The organism is Deltaproteobacteria bacterium, from assembly GCA_016709225.1.
In the GTDB taxonomy this organism is placed as follows: Bacteria; Myxococcota_A; Polyangia; order Nannocystales; family Nannocystaceae; genus Xiheibacterium; species Xiheibacterium phototrophicum.
In genome coordinates, this window is the sequence record JADJEE010000002.1 from 2,034,297 (window position 1) to 2,052,532 (window position 18,236).

Sequence of the window (18,236 nt, forward strand, 5' to 3'; positions counted from 1 at the left end):
ATGCTCAGAAGCGCATGCGCAACCCGAGGCCCGCGCCCGTGGGCCCCGCCCACGGCAACAGCGACGCGCTGCGCTGCTGCACGAAGCGACGGTAGTCGCGATGGACCTTCACGCCGTGGGCGAGCAGGAAGCCCGCGCCGACCCCCAGCGGTACCGCGAACGTGAGCGACAGCGCACCCGAGATGCGTCCGCCGAGTCCCGGCCGCCGCTCGTCGAAGCAGCGCTGATCGAAGTCGGTGTCGAGCGCGGCGCCCTGGCTGGCCTCGGCGAGCTGCGTCTGACATCGATCGGCGAGTCGCTGGGCGCGGACCAGCTCCCAGATGCCGCGGCCGATGAGGACGCCGGTCACGACCGCGGTGATCGAGCCCAGCGCGAGCTCGAGCCCACCCTTGCGTGTGCCGCCACGCGAGAGGTCGTCGGGCTCCTGGTGGCGCAGCGCCGACTTGGGCGGCGTCACGACCTTGGGGTCGCGGCGCCGCGCCTGCGCACCGGCGGGTGCCACGAGCGGCAGCAACGACAGCACGAGGACGGCGCGACGCATCTCCGGACGCAACGATAGCAGCAGATCTGCTCCGCGATGCGGGGCGGTGATCACAGCCTACGGATCTGCGAAGAACACCGCCACGCGTCCGCCCTGCACGCCCGCGTAGGGCGCGGCGATGTCGACCGCGCCGTCGCCGTCGAGGTCGGCGACCTCCACGTTGTAGACGAGCTCGCCGACGGGGAGGTTGACGGGATCGTCGAACACGGCCGCACCGTCGTTGAGCAGCACCTGCACCGCGAGCTCGGCGGTCGAGGGCGCGACGATGTCGACGTCACCGTCGGCGTCGACGTCGGCCAGCAGCACCCGCTGTACGCCCGGCAGCAGGATCGGCACCGCGGTGGCGAACGTGCCGTCGTCGTTGCCGAGCGCGTACGTGAAGCCGCCGGCGGGGTCACTGCCGGCGATGCAGGTCGCGACGATGTCGATCTGGCCGTTGCCGTCGAGATCGCCGGCCGCGGCATAGCGGGCGCCGAGATAGACCTTCGGATCGACCGCCCCGCACACCTCGAACTCGCCGTCCTCGACGAAGCCGCCGCTGCCGTTGCCGCGGAAGATCTGACCCGTGGTGTAGTAGCGGTTCACGACCACCACGTCGGGCACCGCGTCGGCGTCGTAGGCGACCTCGGTCACCGTGACGCCCGCCGAGCCCTCGCCCGGGCCACCGATGCCGGTGGCGTTGTTGGCGAAGGTCCAGCCCGAGCCGTTGGTGATGCCGGCGACGAACGAGTTGTTGTACTCGCCGCTGTAGACGATGTCCATCGCGCCGCCGCCGTTGTTGAGCGTGTCGAGGTCGTTGTAGTCGCCACAACCGCCGAACGTGCCCGCACCGAACGGCGCATCGACGCGCGAGAGATCACCGCTGCCGTCGTTGTCGAGCGTGACGATGGGATCGCCGGAGACGACCGCGTCGATGTCACCGTCGCCGTCGCCATCGGTCGCGCGCACTCGGCAGCTACCGTCGCCGATCGTGACGCTCGCGGGGTTGCCGAAGCCACCGACGCCGTCGTTGAGGATCAGCGAGACCGTCGACGCGCTGCGATTGAGCGTGAGGAGATCGAGCCCCACCACACCGTCGAAATCGGCGATCGCGAGGTCGTAGGCACCATTGCCGGCGGTGACGAGGGTCGGCTCGTCGCCGAAGCAGAACTCGCCGGCGTCGACCGAGCCATCGCCACACGCCGCCGGGGTCGCGGTGTCGTTACCGGTGGAGTCGCTGGCGCTGGCGCTCGGATCGGTGTCGCTGGCGGGACCGGCGGTCGTGGTCGCCGACGACATCGTGGTGCTGGCGCTGGGATCGCTGGTCGAGGGTCCACTCGCCGACGCGGTGGCGGTGGCCGTGGTCGTGACCGAGGTGTCGCCCTCGGTGCCGGTCGAAGCGGCCGAGTCGGCGCCACCGGTCTCGCCGGCGGACTGCTCGGGATCGAAGCAACCCCCGAGCGCGAGTGCAACCAACGAGACGGACGAAACGGAGACGGCGAAGTGCATGGTAAGCCCCGCCGCGATCGAGCAAGTTGGCGACCGCGGCGCGAGCGAGGATACCACGGTGCGGCGCATGGACGCCCGCGCCCCGACCACGCTCGGATCAGCCCACCTGGCGTCGCACCTTGTAGCCGAGGAATCCGGTCCAGAGGATGTAGTCGTTCCAGGTCGGATCGTGGGTGGCTGGATCGGCGCCATGCCCGTGCAGCGAGTAGAGGTGCCGCGCCTCGTGGAGCAGGATCAGCGCGCGCATCTGATCGGCGTCGACGCGCCCGATCTCCGCCGCGCTCGCCTGCGAGAAGCACGCCGCGCCCTTGATGCGCTCGCTGAAGAAGAGCGGTGACACCAGCACGGTCTCGCGCGGCGCGAAGGTGCGACCCGGCGTGTCGTAGTAGTCCGGCGACGACAGCACCGCGTGGGCGAGCATGCGGTCCCCGGGCGGCGGCGTGAAGCACAGGATCTGCTTGCGGCGGTTCATGGTCCGCAGCAGCGTCGCGACGTCACCGTTGCCGATGAGCGGCACAGCACCGCTGGCCGGTCGGCCGTAGAGCCATCGCAGCTCCGCGTTCGCGGTCCAGGCTTTCGCCGCCAGCTCGACGGCGGTGGTGAGGATCTTGGCGAGGTCGGGCATCGGCGGCGGCTCCAGGCCTTGGATGCCCACGGCCGCGGTTGGTTCACCGGCGCGCGGCGATTCCGGCGGCGGCGGGCCTTCGGCGCCGCCGCGACGAGATCGCCAGGGCCGTGAGGCCGCACATCCCGAGTGCCCACAGCCACCACAGCGCGATGATGGCGTGGGGCGCATAGGTCAGCTCGACGACGTGCTCGCCCGCGGGCACGACCAACGCCCGCTGCAGCAAGTTGGCGCGGAACACCGGCGTCGGCACGCCGTCGATGCTCGCGCGCCAGTGGGGCGCCCACGCCTCGGCGATCACCATCACCGCCTCGCGCTCGGTCTCGACCACGAAGCGCAGCGCGTTGGTGCGCTCGTGCTCCAAGCGGACGTGGGCGACCAGCGGCGCCGCGGAGCTCGCCGGCAGCGCCAGCTCGGGCGCATCGTCGTCTTCGATCACCGCCGCCGGTGATGCTCGCGCGCGCAGCCACGTCAGCGCCTCGCGGACGCCCGCGGCGGTGTGCAGCTCGGTGGTGAGGAACGCCCGCGGCCACGGCTCGCGCACCTCGTAGAGCAGCGGTACCCCGCCCGTCGGTCGCAGGTCACGACGCAGGGCATCGTTGCGCGTGGGCTGGGTCTCACGGCCGACCACTGCGACGTTGAACGGCGCCAGCAGCTGATTGGCGTCGAGCGCTGCGCGATACACCAGCAGGTAGCGTGGATCGGTGAGCGCAGGTCGATGGCCCACGAGGTCGCGCGCGGCGAAGCGCGGGCCCACGCGGTTGCGACCGAAGCCGAAGTCAGCGAAGCGATAGATCGCGGTGCCGCCGCGCTCGTCGAGCGCCGCGAGCATCGGTGCCGGGCGCTCGGGATCGGGCATCGGCGCGAGGATGTCGGCGACCGGTCGGCCGGCCACGAAGAGATCGAGCGCCAGCGACATGGCGACGAGCCACCCGAGGGGCGATCGCAGCCGCGGCGGTACCAAGCCGAGTGCAGCGACCGCCGCGAGCGACAGCATCGCGAGCAGCACCATGGCGATCGAGGGCGACGAAGCCCGCCACAGGAACACCGCCGCACCGACCACCGCGACCACCACGCCCGCCACCGCACCGCGACGTCCGCCCGTCGTCAGCGCGGCCAGTCCACGCGGCGCCAGCACGCTCACCGCGAGGCTGGGCAGCAACAGATAGTGGCCCGCGATGCGAAACGACGCGAAGCCCGGCACCTGCGCGAGCGCGGGTAGCAGCGGCAGGTGCTCACCGCACGCGAGCACGAACCCCAGCGCGCCCACCGCGGCCAGCACGAGCGCCTGCGCGTCGCGGATCAGCACCACCGCGGTGACCACCCCGGCCGCGGTCGCGACACCCGCGTAGGTCAGCAGTGCAGTCGCCGAGTCGAGCGGCGCGAACAGACCCCAGGCATGCGCGGGGATCGTCCGCGATGCGACCACGTCCTCCGCACCGAGACCGGCGCGCGTGGTGTCGGGCAGCACCGAGAGCGTGGCGGCGATCTGGCCCGCCGAGAGCACCATCGTCACCGCCGCAGCGATTGCGAGCGCCAGCCCGAGCCCCCGCAGGTACGCGCGCCGATCGATGGTCGGATCCCGCAGCCGCGTGACCACGCCGACCACCAGCCACGGTACCGCCACCAGCACCAGCCGGAACACCGCCGGGGGATAGCCAGCGCAGATGACCACGGCCCCCGCGGCGCCCAACCACAGGCCGCCGCGACGCGACGGCGCCGCGACCACCCGATCGATCGCGAGCAGCAACCACCCCGCCCATGCGGTCGGCCACAGCGCAGATTGGTCCTTGAGCTTGTCGAGCCGCGGTGCGAGCACGAACGCGGTGGTGCCGAACGCGATTGCCCAGCCAGGTAGCCTGCGCTCGCGCAGCAACGCGGCCATGCCCGAGCCCGCGATCGCGTAGTGCAGCACGACCTTGAGCACGGCCAGCCACGCCGGCATCGCGCCGAGCAGCAGTCCCACCGCGACCACGCACCAGGTCGTGACGTCGAACATGCCGGTCTGCGGTTCGGCCACGAACGGGTAGCCCACGCGATCCCACGCGCACCACCACGGCAGGCTGCCCTCGGCCAGTGCGCGGCGCATGTGCACGAGGTCGCCCCAGAACACGCGCATCAGATCCCAGCTGGGGTAGCGACGCACGCCCTCGGCATCGGCCCACCACATCGGTGGGTGGGCGAGCACGAAGCCCACCGCGCAGGCACTGGCGATCGCGAAGCTCCGGCGCACGGACGAGCGCGATGGTATCAAACGACCGCGACCGCAGCCGCGTCGCTCAGGTATAGATCTGCAGCTGCCGCTGATAGGTGTCGGTCAGCGGATCGTCGTGCCCGAGCACGCCGAACGCGACGATCATGGCCTTGTGCGCCGCGGCATCGCGATGCTTGGGCTTGCGCATGATGCTCTCGAGCAGGGCCTGCATCGCGGGCTCCCAGCGCCCGGCGGCAGCGTGGCAGCAGCCGAGCGTGTACCAGGCGTCGACGTCCTTCGGGTCGGCGTCGACGCGGGCCTGTGCGGCGGCCTGGCCCCCGCCCTCGGCACAGCCCTGGGCGAACACCAGCGCGCGGCGCAGCTTCTCGCCCTGCTCGGACTCGTCGCTGCGGGGATCGATGGCGTCGACGTGTCGCCCGACCGCGTCGGCGTCGCCCTGCGCGAGCGCGACGCGGGCGAGCCCGAGGTGCGCTCGCGGATGCTGCGGCGCGAGCACCAGCGCGGCCTCGAACGCGGCGTGGGCGGCCTCGAGGTCGCCGGCCTCGAGCGCGCGGCGGCCGAGCGCTGCGTGCTCGTCGGCGGGCGACGGGATGTGCTGATCGAGGAAGCGCCGCACCATGCCGAGCGGCTGCGCGCCGACGAACTCCGCGACCGGCTGCCCGGCGACGAACAGCTTGACCGCCGGGATGCTGCGGATGGCGTAGCGCGCGGCGGTGGCCTGGGCCTCGTCGCTGTTGACCTTCACCAGCACGAAGCGACCCGCGCCCTCGGCCTCGGCCTGCTCGAGCACCGGCCCGAGCGCGCGACAGGGGCCACACCACGGCGCCCAGAAATCGACCAGCACCGGCACCTCGTGCGAGCGCGCGATGACCTCGGTCTCGAATCCAGCATCACCGACGTCGATGGGCATGGCCGGCAACATAGGGCCGCATCGCGCCGCTGGCAACCGACGCCGGTGCACGGCGCTGCCGGGCGCACGCATGCGGGCGTGCGCAGCGGTGGTCACTCGACGCAGCACATCGTGACGACGTGGGTCGGCACCACCTCACCGACCGGCGCACCACCGCTCGGCGAGCAGGTCACCTCGGGGTGAGTGCCCGAGACGATGAGCGCCGACACGGCATCGGGCACCAGCGTGCAGACATCGGGCTGCAGCAGCGTATCGACCTGATCGCACGAGTTCGTGGTGTAGGTGGCGCCGAGCGGTGCATCGTAGACGCACGCCCCCGAAGGCGTACTGCACTCGCACGCGCTGCACTCGCGCTGATCCTCGTAGCTGCCGTCGTAGATCAGCGTGCGCTCGCCGGCCGGGCACGCCTCGTCGCCCTCGCGCCAGAAGCACATCGGGCCGTCGGCGGCGCTCGGTTGTGGCACGCAAAGGCCGTCGGCGCAGCTGCCCTCGGTCGGCACGCTGGGCTGGCACAGACGGATTGCGTCGCCGAACACAGGCTCCTCGCGGTCCATCTCGAGCGATGGCGGACACGCACCGCCGGCCGGCGCGGGCGTCTCGATGCGCCAGTACTGGTTGGAGAACGTGTCGGGGATGTTCGTGCAGGTGTCGCCGACGACGTACGAGCCCTGCGATGCGGCACAGTTCGCGGTGTAGCGTCCGACGGTGACGCCATCGCCACAGCTCGAGCCGGCAGCGTCACCGCAGCTGCACGCACAGGTCGCGGGCATCGCAGCGACCGAGGTGAAGCCATCGCGTGTGACGGTGCCGAAGTCACCCTCGCAGGCGGGCAGGGTCTGGTCGGCGCCGGGGTATCGGACGATCACCGGACCCTCCCAGCCGGCAAAGTCGGACGACGTGCACGTCCCCTCACAGGGCACCTCGGGATCGCCGGATTCGTCCGTGCCGGGCATCCCGCTCGCGCTCGACGTGCTCGCGCCGGCGCTGGTCGTCGTCATCGTGACACCGCCACCGTCGCTGGTACTGCCGTCCGACCCACCCGAGCCATCGTCGGCCGCCGTACTCCCCGAGCCGTCCCCCGGCGGAAGCTCCTGCGGCACCGCGCACGCCGAGGCCAATAGACCCACCAGGCTCATACCCACTGCGATCGTCTTCATCGATGCCTCCGCCCGGCGAACGATCGCTACGCCCCGCCGGAGTTGGCGGTGTCGCGAGCTGGAACGTCCGGGGCGGGCGGGACATCGGCCGCGTCGCGGCGCACGTTGCAGTGCGCCCGTCCGCCGCGACGCTAGAAGGGGCGGGCCGTTGCGGTCCCGCCCCTGCTGGGTTCATCGCGGTCGCGTGCCCGCCTCAGCCCTCGGGCGGCGGAGGTGGCGGGGTCGCGTCGCCGGGGATCGGGATCTCGAGATCGCCGAGGTCGGTCTTGTACTGCTGGTTGATGTCGCCATCGTGGTCGATGAGCGTGCTGTTGGTGATGTCGCCGCCGCCGTAGGGCGTGCCCTGCACGCCGTAGACGACGTTGGGCGTGCCGAAGTCGAGCGCATCGCCCGTCATCCACACGTACCCGCCATCGGCGAAGTCGTGATCGACGCCGCCGGCACTGCTGTTGGGCAGCTCGCCGACCACGTAGGTGGTGCCGACGACCTGCCAGGTGCCCATCATCTGCTGCAGCTCGTAGGTGGTCGATTGGTGCGCGCTGGTGCCCGTGTCCGAGTACATCGTGCGCTCGGCGGCGAGCATCCAACCCGTGGCCGCGAAGCTGAGATCGGAGACGGGGTTCGAGTAGTTGGCGCCGTTCAAGCCCGGGATCGTCGCCTCGAGCTGCTTGGTGTCGGGGTCGGGTACGCCGCCCTCGTCGACGTAGGCCACCGACCAGATCTCGTTCTGCTGGGCGCCGTTGGGGCGGCCGCCGTCCTCCCACCACACGCTGTAGTAGACGCGACCGTAGTGCGACTGCACCGCCCACATGCGCTCGCCGAGCGGACAGAACTGGCCATTCGGTTCGCCGGCATCGTTCGGCGCGCCGATGGAAACGTCACCGGTGCCGTGATGATACGTGCTCACGACGTCGCCGTTCATGTCGAGCTGCCAGATGCGGCAATCCTCGTGGCTGACCACGCGGATGGTCTGGCTGACGCAGTCGTAGTTGATGTTGCCGAACGCGGGCCCGTTGTTGGGGATCGTGGCGAACACCGAGATCGCAGCCGTGTCCTTGTCGATCTTGTAGATCGTGCCCGGGGTCGTCGAACCCTGCCAGAGCGACGACGCAGAGATGTAGATGTTGCCGTACGAGTCCAGCGTGAGGCCGAAGATGCCTCCGCCGAAGTTTGCCGCGAGCCAGGTCGGGTGGATGTACATCGGCGCCGCGTAGTTGAGGTTGGGCGGCGGCGGCGGACCGGAGATGTCGATCACGCGCAGCACCGGATCGTTGGGACCGAGCCGGTTGTGGCTGGTCATGATCAGCACCGACGAGTCGAAGTCGTCGTAGGCGGGATCGCTGTACGCGGGGTAGCCACCGGCCGCGCCGTAGATCTCCGAAAGCCGGCACGAGCCGGGTCCGGTGGGGCCCGTGGTGCCGCTGCCCGAGTCGTCCTCGCCCTGACCGACGTCGAACAAGGGTCCCGTCGCGCTGCTCGCGTTGGTCGTGGTCTCGGCGCTCGCGGAGCTCATCGAGGTGTTGCCGGTGCCACCGCTGTCACCGCTACCATCACCGGCGGTCAGCGTCGCCGACAGGGTGCCGTCGGCCGAGTCCGACAGCGAACCAGATGCGCTGGGCTCGGGATCGACGCCACACGCCAGCACCGACGCCGTCGTGGCGATCGCCACGGCCGCTGTCCACCTTCGACTCGTCTTCGTATGTGTGTTCATCGTCATGCCCAACCCTTCACAGCGAAGCGTCCACGGTAGCAGCAACGCCGCGCGACCGTGAGTCCTTTGCAGCCGCGGGCGCGCACGCACTCGCGGATGTGAGCTGGTCGTCACAGGCCCCAGGCGATCGCACGAGCGCGTGAGCCGGCGGCCGCTGTCAGCCAGCGATGGGGTCTCGCCCGAGCGTTTCCCCTGTGACCGAGGAGGCAATCCTCTGCGGGTCCTCCTCGAGGGGCGGTAGCTTCGTGATGTTCGAGCGGACGCATGCGGCTTCGCAGATGCGCGAGGCGTGCACGATCGCTCGCACCCGCGGGCCTCGCGTCCTCGAGGACCGGTCGCGAATGCGGATCGCGTGCGGTACGGTCGAGGCCGTCGTCGCCCAGGTCGGGCTCGGCAGGAGGCCGTGAAGGATGATCGCTCGCGTCATCGGAGAACCATGCGCTGCTTCGCGCATCCCCTCACCCGCGCGACCGTCGTGCGCGGCCCTCGGGCTCGGCGTGCTGCTCGGCGTAGTGAGTGCCTGCGGCCCCGAGGCGCCTCGCCGTGATGCGCAGCGCTACGCGGAGTCGTACTGCGCCGCGATTCTGCAATGCGACTGCGCGCCGCGGTGGGACGACGCCGCTGCGTGCGAGCACGATGTGCTCGCGCGCATGGAGGCGGTGCTCGATCAGAGCGACGTGAAGCTCGATCGCGAGTGCTTCGATCGATTGCTCGAGCGCGTGGCCGACGATCCGTGCTCTGCGTGGTTTCCAGACCAGCCCCCCATGCCGTTCTGCCTCTCGATCGTCAGCGATCGCGAACTCGGCGAGCCGTGTGCAGAAGCTGCAGTGCCGGGGCTGCCGTATCCACCCTGCGCCGCGGGCTTGCAGTGCACCAACGTCGGCCACGTCTGCGTGGGTCCGACGACGCCGGGGATCGGCAAGCCCGCCGGCGACAGCTGCGATCCCACACTCGACGAAGCGTGCAACCTGCAGGAGTTCTGCCCCCTCGACGGCGTCTGTCGCCCCAAGCAGCCCGACGGCGAGCCGTGCTCGGACTTCGGCTGCAAGCCAGGCCTGTACTGCGCGGGCGCCCACAGCACAGGCGAGGGACTCTGCGTGCCGCAGCTCGCCGAGGGTGATCCCTGCGACGCCTACGACTACTTGGCCTGCGGCTACGAGTTGCAGTGCAGCTACACCACTGGCCGCTGCGAACCGCGGAACGCGTGCAGCACCCTCGAGTCGCCACTCCTGTGGCGGTGACCCGTCAGCGCCCGTGGTCGCCGCCGCCGCCGGCGGCGGTCGCGAGGTCGTCGTGCTCGAGCCCATCGAGCGCTTCGTTCGAAACTTCGCGCTGCCTCCGCTCGTCGTTGATGCGCTACGATTCGCAGGTCGTCGCCTAGGTCGGGCTCGGCAGGAGGCCGTGAAGGATGATCGCTCGCGTCATCGGAGAACCATGCGCTGCTTCGCGCATCCCCTCACCCGCGCGACCGTCGTGCGCGGCCCTCGGGCTCGGCGTGCTGCTCGGCGTGCTGCTCGGCGCAGTGAGTGCCTGCGGCCCCGAGGCACCTCGCCGTGATGCGCAGCGCTACGCGGAGTCGTACTGCGCCGCGATCCTGCAATGCGACTGCGCGCCGCGGTGGGACGACGCCGCTGCGTGCGAGCACGACGTGCTCACGCGCATGGAGGCGGTGCTCGATCAGGACGGCGTCGCCGTCGATCGCGAGTGCTTCGACCGCGCGCTCGAGGCCATCGCCGATCATCCCTGTGCGCTCGCTCCGTTGCAGACGGGCGAGCCACCGCCGCCGATATGCCTCCCAATCGTCAGCGATCGCGAACTCGGCGAGCCGTGTGCAGAAGCTGCAGTGCCGGGGCTGCCGTATCCACCCTGCGCCGAGGGCTTGCACTGCACCAACGTCGGCCACGTCTGCGCGAGTTTGACGACGCCCTTGCTCGGCAAGCAGACCGAGGACAGCTGCGATCCCACGCTCGACTGGGCGTGCAACCTGGAGGACTACTGCACCCTCGACGGCGTCTGTCGACCCGAGCAGCCCGAGGGCGAGCCATGTTCGGACTTCGGCTGCAAGCCAGGCCTCTACTGCGCGGGTGCCCACAGCACGGGCGAGGGACTCTGCGCGCCGCAGCTCGCCGAGGGTGATCCCTGCGACGCCTACGACTACTTGGCCTGCGGCTACGAGCTCCAGTGCAGCTACACCACGGGCCGCTGCGAACCGCCGAACGCGTGCAGCATCCTCGCCAGCTTTCCACTCCTGTGGCGATGACCCGTCAGCGCCCGTCGCCGCCGCCGCCCGCGAGGCAGTCGTGGTCCACACAGCACACGCCGGGATCGACGATCGTGCCATCGCGCCCGTGCAGCTCACCCACGCAGGCCCCCACGGCGCACCAGCCGTGGGCGCATGGCATGCCGGGGCAGCCGTAGTACTCCGCGCGATCGCCCTCGCAGGGCCCGTCGTCGCGGCTTCGATCGTCGGCGGGCGGTGGCTGCCGTCGCACGCGTTCGGCCTCGTCGACGACCCCCTCCGGATCGCACGCAGCGATCGCGGCGATGAGCGCCGTCGCCATGCATGTCCACGACCAGCGGCACCTCCGGTGCGCGCGCGCGTTCCCATCCACCATCGTCGACCTCCGTCCTGCCACCACCCACAGGCGTCCGCGGCCGGCGTTCGGCATCATCGCCGCGCCGACCGCCGCCCACCCGAGCCTCGCACTAACGCTGCGCGACCAACAGTTCGACCACCGAGCGCGGGCACTCCGGCGAGGTCGTGGTCCGCAGCGCGCTCGCGACCTCGAGCTGCAGGTCACCGTACTGCGTCTCGCCGGCGTCGACCACGGTCACCGCATCGTCGAAGCGCACGCCGAGTCGCTGCACCGACGCCGGGTCGGCGCAGGTGTCGAGCGTGATGTTCTCGCACTCGAGCGGCTCGGGCGCGCACACGCTGTCGTCCTCGGTCGCCGCGAGGCCGTACCAACCCTCGTCGCGCGCGTCGCCGATCATCGGGAACAGGCGCAGCTCGAGCGCCTGGCGTTGCCCCAAACCGTAGGCGAGCACGATGGTCCCGTCGACGAAGTCGCGCACGCGCACGAAGCGGGACTGATCGTCGAACTGATCGGTCTGCTCGAACGCGATGTCGAGCAGCAGCTCGCGGCCGATCGTGAACGCCGCGAACACCTCCGCCGGCACCCCATCCAGCCGCAGCGCCGTGGTGTCGCCGAGGCCTTCGCAGAGCAGCGTGACGGTCGCGTTCTCGGTTCCGTCCACGTCCGCGGCGTCGACCGTGCACGGGGTGTCGAGCCGTGTGTAGCTGGTGGCATCGAGACCGAACAGCACCGCGTCGTCGACCGTGACGCGTGCCTGCGAGAAGTAGTCCGGCTGCGGATCGCAGATCGAGCCCTCGTCGCACTGCGGCCCGTCACCCGTGCTGCCGCCTGCGCTCGGATCTGCCGCGGTGGTGGCCTCGGCCTCGCCGCCGGCGCTCGGATCTGCCGCGGTGGTGGCCTCGGCCTCGCCGCCGCCGGCGTCGTCCGCCGCCGTGGAGCCCGAGCCACCGGCATCGCCGGCGCTCGCGTCGGTACCCGAACCGCTCTCACCGGACTCCTGCTCCGAAGGCAGCGTGCCGAGGCGCGCAGGATCGCAGGCGGTGAGCAGCGTGGTGCCGATGGCGATGGTACGTAGGATGTCGTGGCGTGCGTGCATCATGTCCTCACGAGCTACTGCCGCGGAAGCTGTCATTTCATCACTGCGATCGCGATGCGCTCGCACATGGCTGCGTGCGCAGTCGGGTGACCGCCGCGTCGTCGGGGAATGACGCCGCGTAGTCATCGACCGCAGCGTCGATGCCGGCAGCCGAGCCGTCCTGACAAGCGATCGCGATCGCCAGCATCGCGGCCTCGCGCGCCATCGTGCCGTTGGGGATCTCGCGGTGATACTGCGCCAGCAGCCCACGCGCTGCGTCGACCCGCCTCGCCGCGAGCGCGCGCTCGATGCGATCGATCAACGCGACCTCGGCGGCGAGCGGGTCGCTCGCAGTGCGCATCGCAGCGACCGACGCACCCGCGCGCGGACCCGGGCGCGCCGCGGGCACCACCGGCGCGGGTGCAGCCGGCTGCGCGCCGGACACCTGCACCGGGAGCTCGGCGGGGGCACCGGCCACGCGCGCGACGGCATCGCCCCCCGGCGGCACCACCACGCGATCATCGACGGCCTGCTCGGCGGTCTCGCGCACGGCCAGCTGCGACGCGTCGTCCAGCGACGACAGCGACAGCGCGGCGATCGTCGCGGCCGCCAGCGCCACCGCCACCACCCATGGCCCCCGACGCGGGCGTGCAAGCAGCGGGATCGCTGCCGTGGTCGGTGCCTGCAGCTGCGCCTGCAGCCGACGCCAACCGTCGTCGGTGATCGAAGGACGCGGCGTCATGGCGTCGGCGAAGCGCGCCCACGGATCGAGACCTTCGCGCGACATCAGCTCGCCTCCCGAGTGTGCAGCTCGAGCCGTTGGAAGCGGGCCCGCGCCAGTCGCAGCCGCGAGTAGACCGTCGCCAGCGGCACCTCCACGAGCGCCGCGATCTGCGGCGCCGTCATGTCTTCGAACTCGGTGAGCACGAAGACCTCGCGCTGCTCGAGCGGCATCTCGTCCAGCAGCTTGCCGACCCGCTCGAGCAGCTCGCGGTGTTCGGCGGTCTCGTCGGGCGGGATGACGCGGTGCTCGTCCACGAGGATCTCCTGCTGCAGCCGGGCGCGGTACTGGTTGGTGCGAGCGACCCGCCACGCGATGCGGCGGGCGATCGCGAACACCCACGGCCGCAGACTGCGGCTGGTGTCGACCTCCACGAGGCGTCGATGGACCACCAAGAAGCACTCCTGGGCCGCGTCGTCGACCATGCCGGCCGGCACGCCCAGACAACGCAGCAGCCGCCACACGGACGGGTGGTGCTCGCGGTAGATGTGCTCGAACGACGCGGGGTCCAACTGATGCGACTGCCGCTCCCCTTGCCCGTATGCCACGGGCAGCGCCGATCCATCACGGCCGATGGTTTTTCTGCGCGCCCGCGCCCGTGCGGGCCGGCCCAGGGGGCCGCGGTGCGGTAGCGCGCGAGCGCCAGGGTCTGGCCGCATCTCGCCGGTGCCCGCGGCGGCGCACCGCAGCGGCAGCACGCCCGCGGTAGGTTGCTCGGGTGTCGACGGCGGCGGAACGCATGCGCGTGGCGCTGGAGCTCTCCGCGTTGGCAGAGGCGGTCATGCGCGAGAATCTCCGTCGGCAGCATCCGGGCGCCAGCCCGGTCGCACTCGAGGCGCTGCTCACCGAGTGGTTTGCGACGCGTCCCGGTGCGGAGCACGGCGATGCCGAGGGCCGCCCCATCGATCCCTCGCGCTTCGGATGAGCAAGCTGCTCGCGAGGCCGGCCGGCTCGCCAAGCCAGCGAATCACCGCTCGAGCTTCGCGTCGTGGGAGGGTGCAAGCTGACGCGACGCCGGGCGGCGCTGGGCGATACTCGCCGCGATGACCGAGCGCGCGCCCACCGACCACCTCGTCCGCACCTCCGAGCTCGACGCCAACGCTGCCATGCACGTGCGTCACCCGCTGAACCCGCGCTCGGAGCTGTTCATGGCGCGTCTTGGGGATCGCACGGGCCTCGTGCACCTGGGCGTCTCGCTTGCACGGCTGCCGCCGGGCAAGGAGAGCTTCGCGCTGCACGTGCACAGCATCCAAGAGGAATGGATCTACGTGGTGTCGGGCACTGGCCACGTGCGCATCGACGATGCCGAGCTCGCGATCGGACCCGGCGATTTCGTCGGCTTCCCGCCGGGCGGCCCGGCGCACCTGGTGCGCAACACGTCGGAGGCCGACCTCGTGTATCTGCAGGGGGGTGATCGCCGCGCCGGCGATCGCGGGTGGTTCCCCGAGCTCGGGCTCGTCGCCTTCGAGCACGACGCCGGGCGCATGGCGCTGGTGAAGCAGGAGGGCATCGAGCTGCGGCCGATGTCCGACTGGCTGGCGAAGTGACGGATCGAGGCTTCGAGCGCGAGCACGTAGCTCGGCGCGCTCGAGCGGACTGCATCGATCGCGGCGAGATGTGGCTCAGCGCAGCCGCACCGCCAGCGAGGCGCCCACGCGCCCGCCCACGCGCCCGCCCGGCGGCACCGCGATCGCACCGCCGTCGCTGCGGCCGAACTCGAAGCCGGCGCGGAGCAACGCGACGCTGACGGCCCCGTGCACGCCGAGCGCCAGGCGAGGCCACGGCGACCACCACAACCCCGCATCGAGCGCGAGCTGGATCGCGGCCCGCTGGCCGACCCGCGGCGCGAGCAGGTCGCCCCGTGGCGAGCCGACCACGTCGATGAGCTCGAGGCCGAGCAGCACCGGCACCCGTAGCGTGCGCCATCGCGGCGCGACCCCTGCCCGCACCGCGAACGACCACGCCGACAGCCGCGCGTCGACATCCGGCGCGGCCGTGACGGTGCGCCTGAACACGTGCGTCGCGTCGAGCTGCAATCGCGCGAGCGTCCACTGCCACGCGAACACCAGCCCGAGCGCGCCGCTCGGCTTGGGCACCGGACCGAAGGCGGCGCCGCCGATCGCACCCAGCCATCCAAGGCCACGCAGCCGCGGCCGCGATCGCGAGCGAACCGTCGGTGCGGCGACCGGACCGCGCGGCGGCAGTGCGGCGACCGCAGCTGGTCGCGCAGCCTCGGGCTCGTCCGCGGGCACATCGATCGCGGGCGGCGGTGCGACCGGCTCGGGCGCGCTCGTCACCTGCGGTGGATCGACGGCGTCGGGGCCCGCGAGTCCTCGCAGCTGCGCACCGACCACCAGCATCGCCGCATCGGCGGCGAGCGTGCAGTCCGCGGCATCGAGGTCGCGCTCGATCACCAGCTCCTCCACCGCGAGCTCGATGTGGACGTGCACCGCCTCGAGTCCCGCACGCGTCATCGTGATCGTGGCCCGACGCGTGCCGCTGGGATCGTCGACCAGACCCAGGTCGCCGCGGCGCCCATGCTGCACCCGCACGTCGCAGACCCCGTCGGCGTCCCACTCGAGCGCGACCGGCACCGTGTGCACGACCGGCTCGCCGCGACCAACGGCCGCGGCCAACCCGAGCGATGCGCACGCGAACTTCACACCCACGAACGACGACCGACGTCCGATTGTGGCGCGTCATCGCCACGCGCGCCAGCACGGAGCTCGCGCGGCGGTTTCGCCGATCACCGCGCACGACAACCGCCCCACCCTTGGCTTACCCTCCGCACACGTGAGCGCCGACGCCGGAGATCTCCCGTCGCCCACCCACGGGCTCAACCGCGAGCAGGCCAGCGCCGTCGTGCATCGCGGCTCGCCGCTGTTGGTGCTCGCCGGCGCCGGCACGGGCAAGACCCGCGTCATCACGCACCGCGTCGCCGCGCTGCTCGACGAGGGCGTGCCGCCGTGGCGGATCCTCGCCGTGACCTTCACCAACAAGGCCGCGGCCGAGATGCGCGAGCGCATCGACCGGCTGTGCGAGGGTCGCCACCAAACCCGCGAGATCTGGGTCGGCACCTTCCACAGCATCTGCGCCCGCATCCTGCGGCGCTTCGGGCAGCCGCTCGGGCTGTCGCCCCACTTCACGATCTTCGACACCGCCGACGGTGTGCAGGTGATGACGCGGGTGCTCGAGCAGCTCGACGTCTCCGACAAGCTGTTCACGCCCCGCGGCGTGCTGGGCTGGATCGATCGCGCGAAGAACCGCGGCGTCGGCCCCGACGAGCTCGATCGCATCGGCTGCCTCGAGCCGGTGCGCAGCGTGGTCGCCAGGGCCTTCAAGCTGTACCAGCAGCGGCTGCTCGCCCAGAACGGCGTCGACTTCGGCGATCTCATCGTGCACACCGTCACGCTGCTGCGCGGCGCGGAGAAGCCCGCCCAGGGCCAGCTCGGCGACACCGATCCGGTGCGCGCGCTGCTGCACCGCTTCGCGCACGTGGTGGTCGACGAGTTCCAGGACACCAACCCGGTGCAGGCCGAGCTGGTCGATCGACTGTCGGGCCATGCCGAGCTGTGCGTGGTCGGTGACGACGACCAGGCCATCTATGGCTGGCGCGGCGCCGATGTCGAACAGATCCTGCGCTTCGACGCGCGCCACCGCGACTGCGAGGTGGTGCGGCTCGAGCACAACTACCGCAGCACCGGCTTCATCCTGCGCTGCGCCGACGCGGTGATCCGCCGCAACGCCGGTCGCCTCGGCAAGACCCTGTGGACCGACGCGGGCGACGGCGAGCCGGTGCGGGTGCTCGAGCTGCCGGGCGAACGCGAAGAGGCACGGCTGGTCGCGCACGAGATCCGCGCGGCCATCGACGACGGCGCATCGCCCGAGGAGTTCGCGATCTTCTATCGCACCCACGCGCAGTCGCGGGCCATCGAGGACGCGCTGCGTACCGCGGGCATCGGCTGCCGCATCGTCGGTGGGCTCGCGTTCTACGAGCGCGCCGAGGTCAAGGACATCCTGGCCTACCTGGTCGCGCTGCAGAACCCCGACTCCGACGCGCACCTCGGCCGCATCGTGAACCGGCCCGCGCGCGGCATCGGCCACACCACCATCGACAAGCTGCAGAACCTCGCGATCACGCGGGGCTGCTCGCTGTGGCAGGCGCTGCCCCACGCACGCGAGGCCGGGGTCTCGGCGGGCGCGGCCAAGAAGCTGCAGGTCTTCGTCGAGCTCATCACGGGGCTGCGCGCGCTGGTCGACGAGCGGCCGCTCGACGAGCTGGTCGCCGAGGTCGTCGAGCGCACCGGCTACCGCGAATCGCTGGTGCTCGATGGCGACGAAGAGGCGCTCGCGCGGCTCGAGAACCTCCAGGAGTTGCTCGGCAACGTCGCCGAGTTCATGGCCGAGCACGACGGCGCAACGCTCTCGGACTACCTCGAGCAGACCAGCTTGGTCGGCGGCGAGCGTGGCGAGGGCGATCGCGGGCGATCGGTCACGCTGATGACCGTCCACTCGGCCAAGGGCCTCGAATTCGACAGCGTCTACCTCACCGGCATGGAAGAGCGCGTGTTCCCCCACGCCCGCGTGATCGACGACCCGGTCGCGATGGAGGAGGAGCGCCGGCTCGCGTACGTCGCGATCACCCGCGCGCGCAAGCGGCTCACGCTCACCACGGTGTCGCAGCGCCGACTCTACGGCCAGCTGCAGCAGGGCTCACCGTCACGCTTCGTGCTGGAGCTGCCCCGCGAGGCGCTCGCGACCGCGAGCAAGCGCGGCCGGGCGCGTCCCGAGCTCGCGCCGCGCCCGGCCCCGCAGCCGTCGTGGAACGACGACGTCGTCTACGACGGCGAGCCGACCCTCGAGACCGAAGAGCTCACCGGCGAGGTCGGCGAGGGTGTCGCGCTGTGGGTCGGCATGCACGTCCGACACAAGGACTTCGGGGTCGGCGAGCTGGTCGGCTGGAGCGGTGTGGGTACGAACATGAAGTTCAACCTGCGGTTCGCCCGCATCGGCATGAAGACGATCTTGGCGCGGTTCTGCGAGCCGCTCTGAACACGCGCGTCGGCCCCCGGGACGCTCCCGGAACCTCGGGCCGGCGAAACCCCACCTTTGCAGCACCCGCGCCGGAGTCCTCGC

General features: G+C 71.4%; 17 protein-coding genes. 5 read left to right on the forward strand and 12 right to left on the reverse strand.

Features of this window, described 5'->3' with window-relative positions; genetic code table 11:
* Positions 1-4: 4 nt before the first annotated feature.
* The 7 genes from IPH07_22590 to IPH07_22620 form a co-directional block, all read right to left on the reverse strand.
* Complete coding sequence (locus IPH07_22590) at positions 5-541, reverse strand: hypothetical protein (GenBank protein ID MBK6920206.1); 537 nt, start codon at positions 539-541, stop codon at positions 5-7.
* A gap of 57 nt (positions 542-598) precedes the next feature.
* Positions 599-2,029, reverse strand: coding sequence for a VCBS repeat-containing protein (locus IPH07_22595; protein ID MBK6920207.1), 1,431 nt, complete (start codon positions 2,027-2,029; stop codon positions 599-601).
* 97 nt (positions 2,030-2,126) lie between these two features.
* The gene (locus IPH07_22600) at positions 2,127-2,654 is read right to left on the reverse strand and encodes a hypothetical protein (protein MBK6920208.1); all 528 of its coding nucleotides are present in this window, start codon (positions 2,652-2,654) and stop codon (positions 2,127-2,129) included.
* Between the two features lie 43 nt (positions 2,655-2,697).
* Positions 2,698-4,887: a hypothetical protein gene (locus tag IPH07_22605; GenBank protein MBK6920209.1), complete on the reverse strand. Its 2,190-nt coding sequence runs from the start codon at positions 4,885-4,887 to the stop codon at positions 2,698-2,700.
* Positions 4,888-4,933: 46 nt separating this feature from the next.
* Positions 4,934-5,779 (reverse strand): tetratricopeptide repeat protein, encoded by an 846-nt coding sequence (locus IPH07_22610; GenBank protein ID MBK6920210.1) that lies wholly within the window; start codon positions 5,777-5,779, stop codon positions 4,934-4,936.
* 92 nt (positions 5,780-5,871) lie between these two features.
* Positions 5,872-6,936, reverse strand: coding sequence for a hypothetical protein (locus IPH07_22615; protein MBK6920211.1), 1,065 nt, complete (start codon positions 6,934-6,936; stop codon positions 5,872-5,874).
* A 193-nt stretch (positions 6,937-7,129) separates the two neighbouring features.
* Positions 7,130-8,605, reverse strand: a complete 1,476-nt coding sequence (locus tag IPH07_22620) for a hypothetical protein (protein MBK6920212.1) — start codon at positions 8,603-8,605, stop codon at positions 7,130-7,132.
* A gap of 452 nt (positions 8,606-9,057) precedes the next feature.
* On the opposite strand from IPH07_22620, the gene IPH07_22625 reads away from it, so the two are divergent.
* Positions 9,058-9,888, forward strand: a complete 831-nt coding sequence (locus IPH07_22625) for a hypothetical protein (GenBank protein ID MBK6920213.1) — start codon at positions 9,058-9,060, stop codon at positions 9,886-9,888.
* A 167-nt stretch (positions 9,889-10,055) separates the two neighbouring features.
* Entirely contained in the window at positions 10,056-10,907 is an 852-nt protein-coding gene (locus tag IPH07_22630) for a hypothetical protein (protein MBK6920214.1), read from the forward strand.
* Positions 10,908-10,911: 4 nt separating this feature from the next.
* Here IPH07_22630 and IPH07_22635 read toward each other — a convergent pair whose 3' ends face one another.
* The 4 genes from IPH07_22635 to IPH07_22650 all read right to left on the reverse strand — a co-directional run bounded on the left by IPH07_22635 (position 10,912) and on the right by IPH07_22650 (position 13,612).
* Positions 10,912-11,208 carry a hypothetical protein gene (locus tag IPH07_22635; protein MBK6920215.1) on the reverse strand — a complete coding sequence of 99 codons (297 nt, stop codon included), beginning with the start codon at positions 11,206-11,208 and terminating at the stop codon, positions 10,912-10,914.
* 145 nt (positions 11,209-11,353) lie between these two features.
* The gene (locus IPH07_22640; GenBank protein ID MBK6920216.1) at positions 11,354-12,343 is read right to left on the reverse strand and encodes a hypothetical protein; all 990 of its coding nucleotides are present in this window, start codon (positions 12,341-12,343) and stop codon (positions 11,354-11,356) included.
* A gap of 37 nt (positions 12,344-12,380) precedes the next feature.
* A complete protein-coding gene (locus tag IPH07_22645; GenBank protein MBK6920217.1) occupies positions 12,381-13,106 on the reverse strand; it encodes a hypothetical protein in 726 nt (241 codons plus the stop codon).
* Positions 13,106-13,612 carry a sigma-70 family RNA polymerase sigma factor gene (locus IPH07_22650; GenBank protein MBK6920218.1) on the reverse strand — a complete coding sequence of 169 codons (507 nt, stop codon included), beginning with the start codon at positions 13,610-13,612 and terminating at the stop codon, positions 13,106-13,108. The genes IPH07_22645 and IPH07_22650 overlap by 1 nt, the downstream gene beginning before the upstream one ends.
* Before the next feature lie 206 nt (positions 13,613-13,818).
* On the opposite strand from IPH07_22650, the gene IPH07_22655 reads away from it, so the two are divergent.
* Together IPH07_22655 and IPH07_22660 are read left to right on the forward strand one after the other, a co-directional pair.
* The gene (locus tag IPH07_22655; GenBank protein MBK6920219.1) at positions 13,819-14,025 is read left to right on the forward strand and encodes a hypothetical protein; all 207 of its coding nucleotides are present in this window, start codon (positions 13,819-13,821) and stop codon (positions 14,023-14,025) included.
* A 118-nt stretch (positions 14,026-14,143) separates the two neighbouring features.
* Positions 14,144-14,647: a cupin domain-containing protein gene (locus IPH07_22660; GenBank protein ID MBK6920220.1), complete on the forward strand. Its 504-nt coding sequence runs from the start codon at positions 14,144-14,146 to the stop codon at positions 14,645-14,647.
* 75 nt (positions 14,648-14,722) lie between these two features.
* Here the strand turns inward: IPH07_22660 and IPH07_22665 are convergent, their stop codons facing one another.
* On the reverse strand, positions 14,723-15,769 hold the full coding sequence (locus tag IPH07_22665; protein MBK6920221.1) for a hypothetical protein: 1,047 nt from the start codon (positions 15,767-15,769) through the stop codon (positions 14,723-14,725).
* A gap of 124 nt (positions 15,770-15,893) precedes the next feature.
* Here IPH07_22665 and IPH07_22670 point away from each other — a divergent pair, with 124 nt between their 5' ends.
* Positions 15,894-18,152: a UvrD-helicase domain-containing protein gene (locus tag IPH07_22670; protein MBK6920222.1), complete on the forward strand. Its 2,259-nt coding sequence runs from the start codon at positions 15,894-15,896 to the stop codon at positions 18,150-18,152.
* Positions 18,153-18,236: the final 84 nt, after the last annotated feature.

Bases quoted from the DNA above. Each gene is read 5' to 3' on its own strand.
- IPH07_22645 (MBK6920217.1), bottom strand. From the start codon at position 13,106: ATGTCGCGCGAAGGTCTCGATCCGTGGGCGCGCTTCGCCGACGCCATG.
- IPH07_22640 (MBK6920216.1), bottom strand. From the start codon at position 12,343: ATGATGCACGCACGCCACGACATCCTACGTACCATCGCCATCGGCACC.
- IPH07_22595 (MBK6920207.1), bottom strand. From the start codon at position 2,029: ATGCACTTCGCCGTCTCCGTTTCGTCCGTCTCGTTGGTTGCACTCGCG.
- IPH07_22600 (MBK6920208.1), bottom strand. From the start codon at position 2,654: ATGCCCGACCTCGCCAAGATCCTCACCACCGCCGTCGAGCTGGCGGCG.
- IPH07_22615 (MBK6920211.1), bottom strand. From the start codon at position 6,936: ATGAAGACGATCGCAGTGGGTATGAGCCTGGTGGGTCTATTGGCCTCG.
- IPH07_22625 (MBK6920213.1), top strand. From the start codon at position 9,058: ATGATCGCTCGCGTCATCGGAGAACCATGCGCTGCTTCGCGCATCCCC.
- IPH07_22630 (MBK6920214.1), top strand. From the start codon at position 10,056: ATGATCGCTCGCGTCATCGGAGAACCATGCGCTGCTTCGCGCATCCCC.
- IPH07_22635 (MBK6920215.1), bottom strand. From the start codon at position 11,208: ATGGCGACGGCGCTCATCGCCGCGATCGCTGCGTGCGATCCGGAGGGG.
- IPH07_22610 (MBK6920210.1), bottom strand. From the start codon at position 5,779: ATGCCCATCGACGTCGGTGATGCTGGATTCGAGACCGAGGTCATCGCG.
- IPH07_22660 (MBK6920220.1), top strand. From the start codon at position 14,144: ATGACCGAGCGCGCGCCCACCGACCACCTCGTCCGCACCTCCGAGCTC.
- IPH07_22590 (MBK6920206.1), bottom strand. From the start codon at position 541: ATGCGTCGCGCCGTCCTCGTGCTGTCGTTGCTGCCGCTCGTGGCACCC.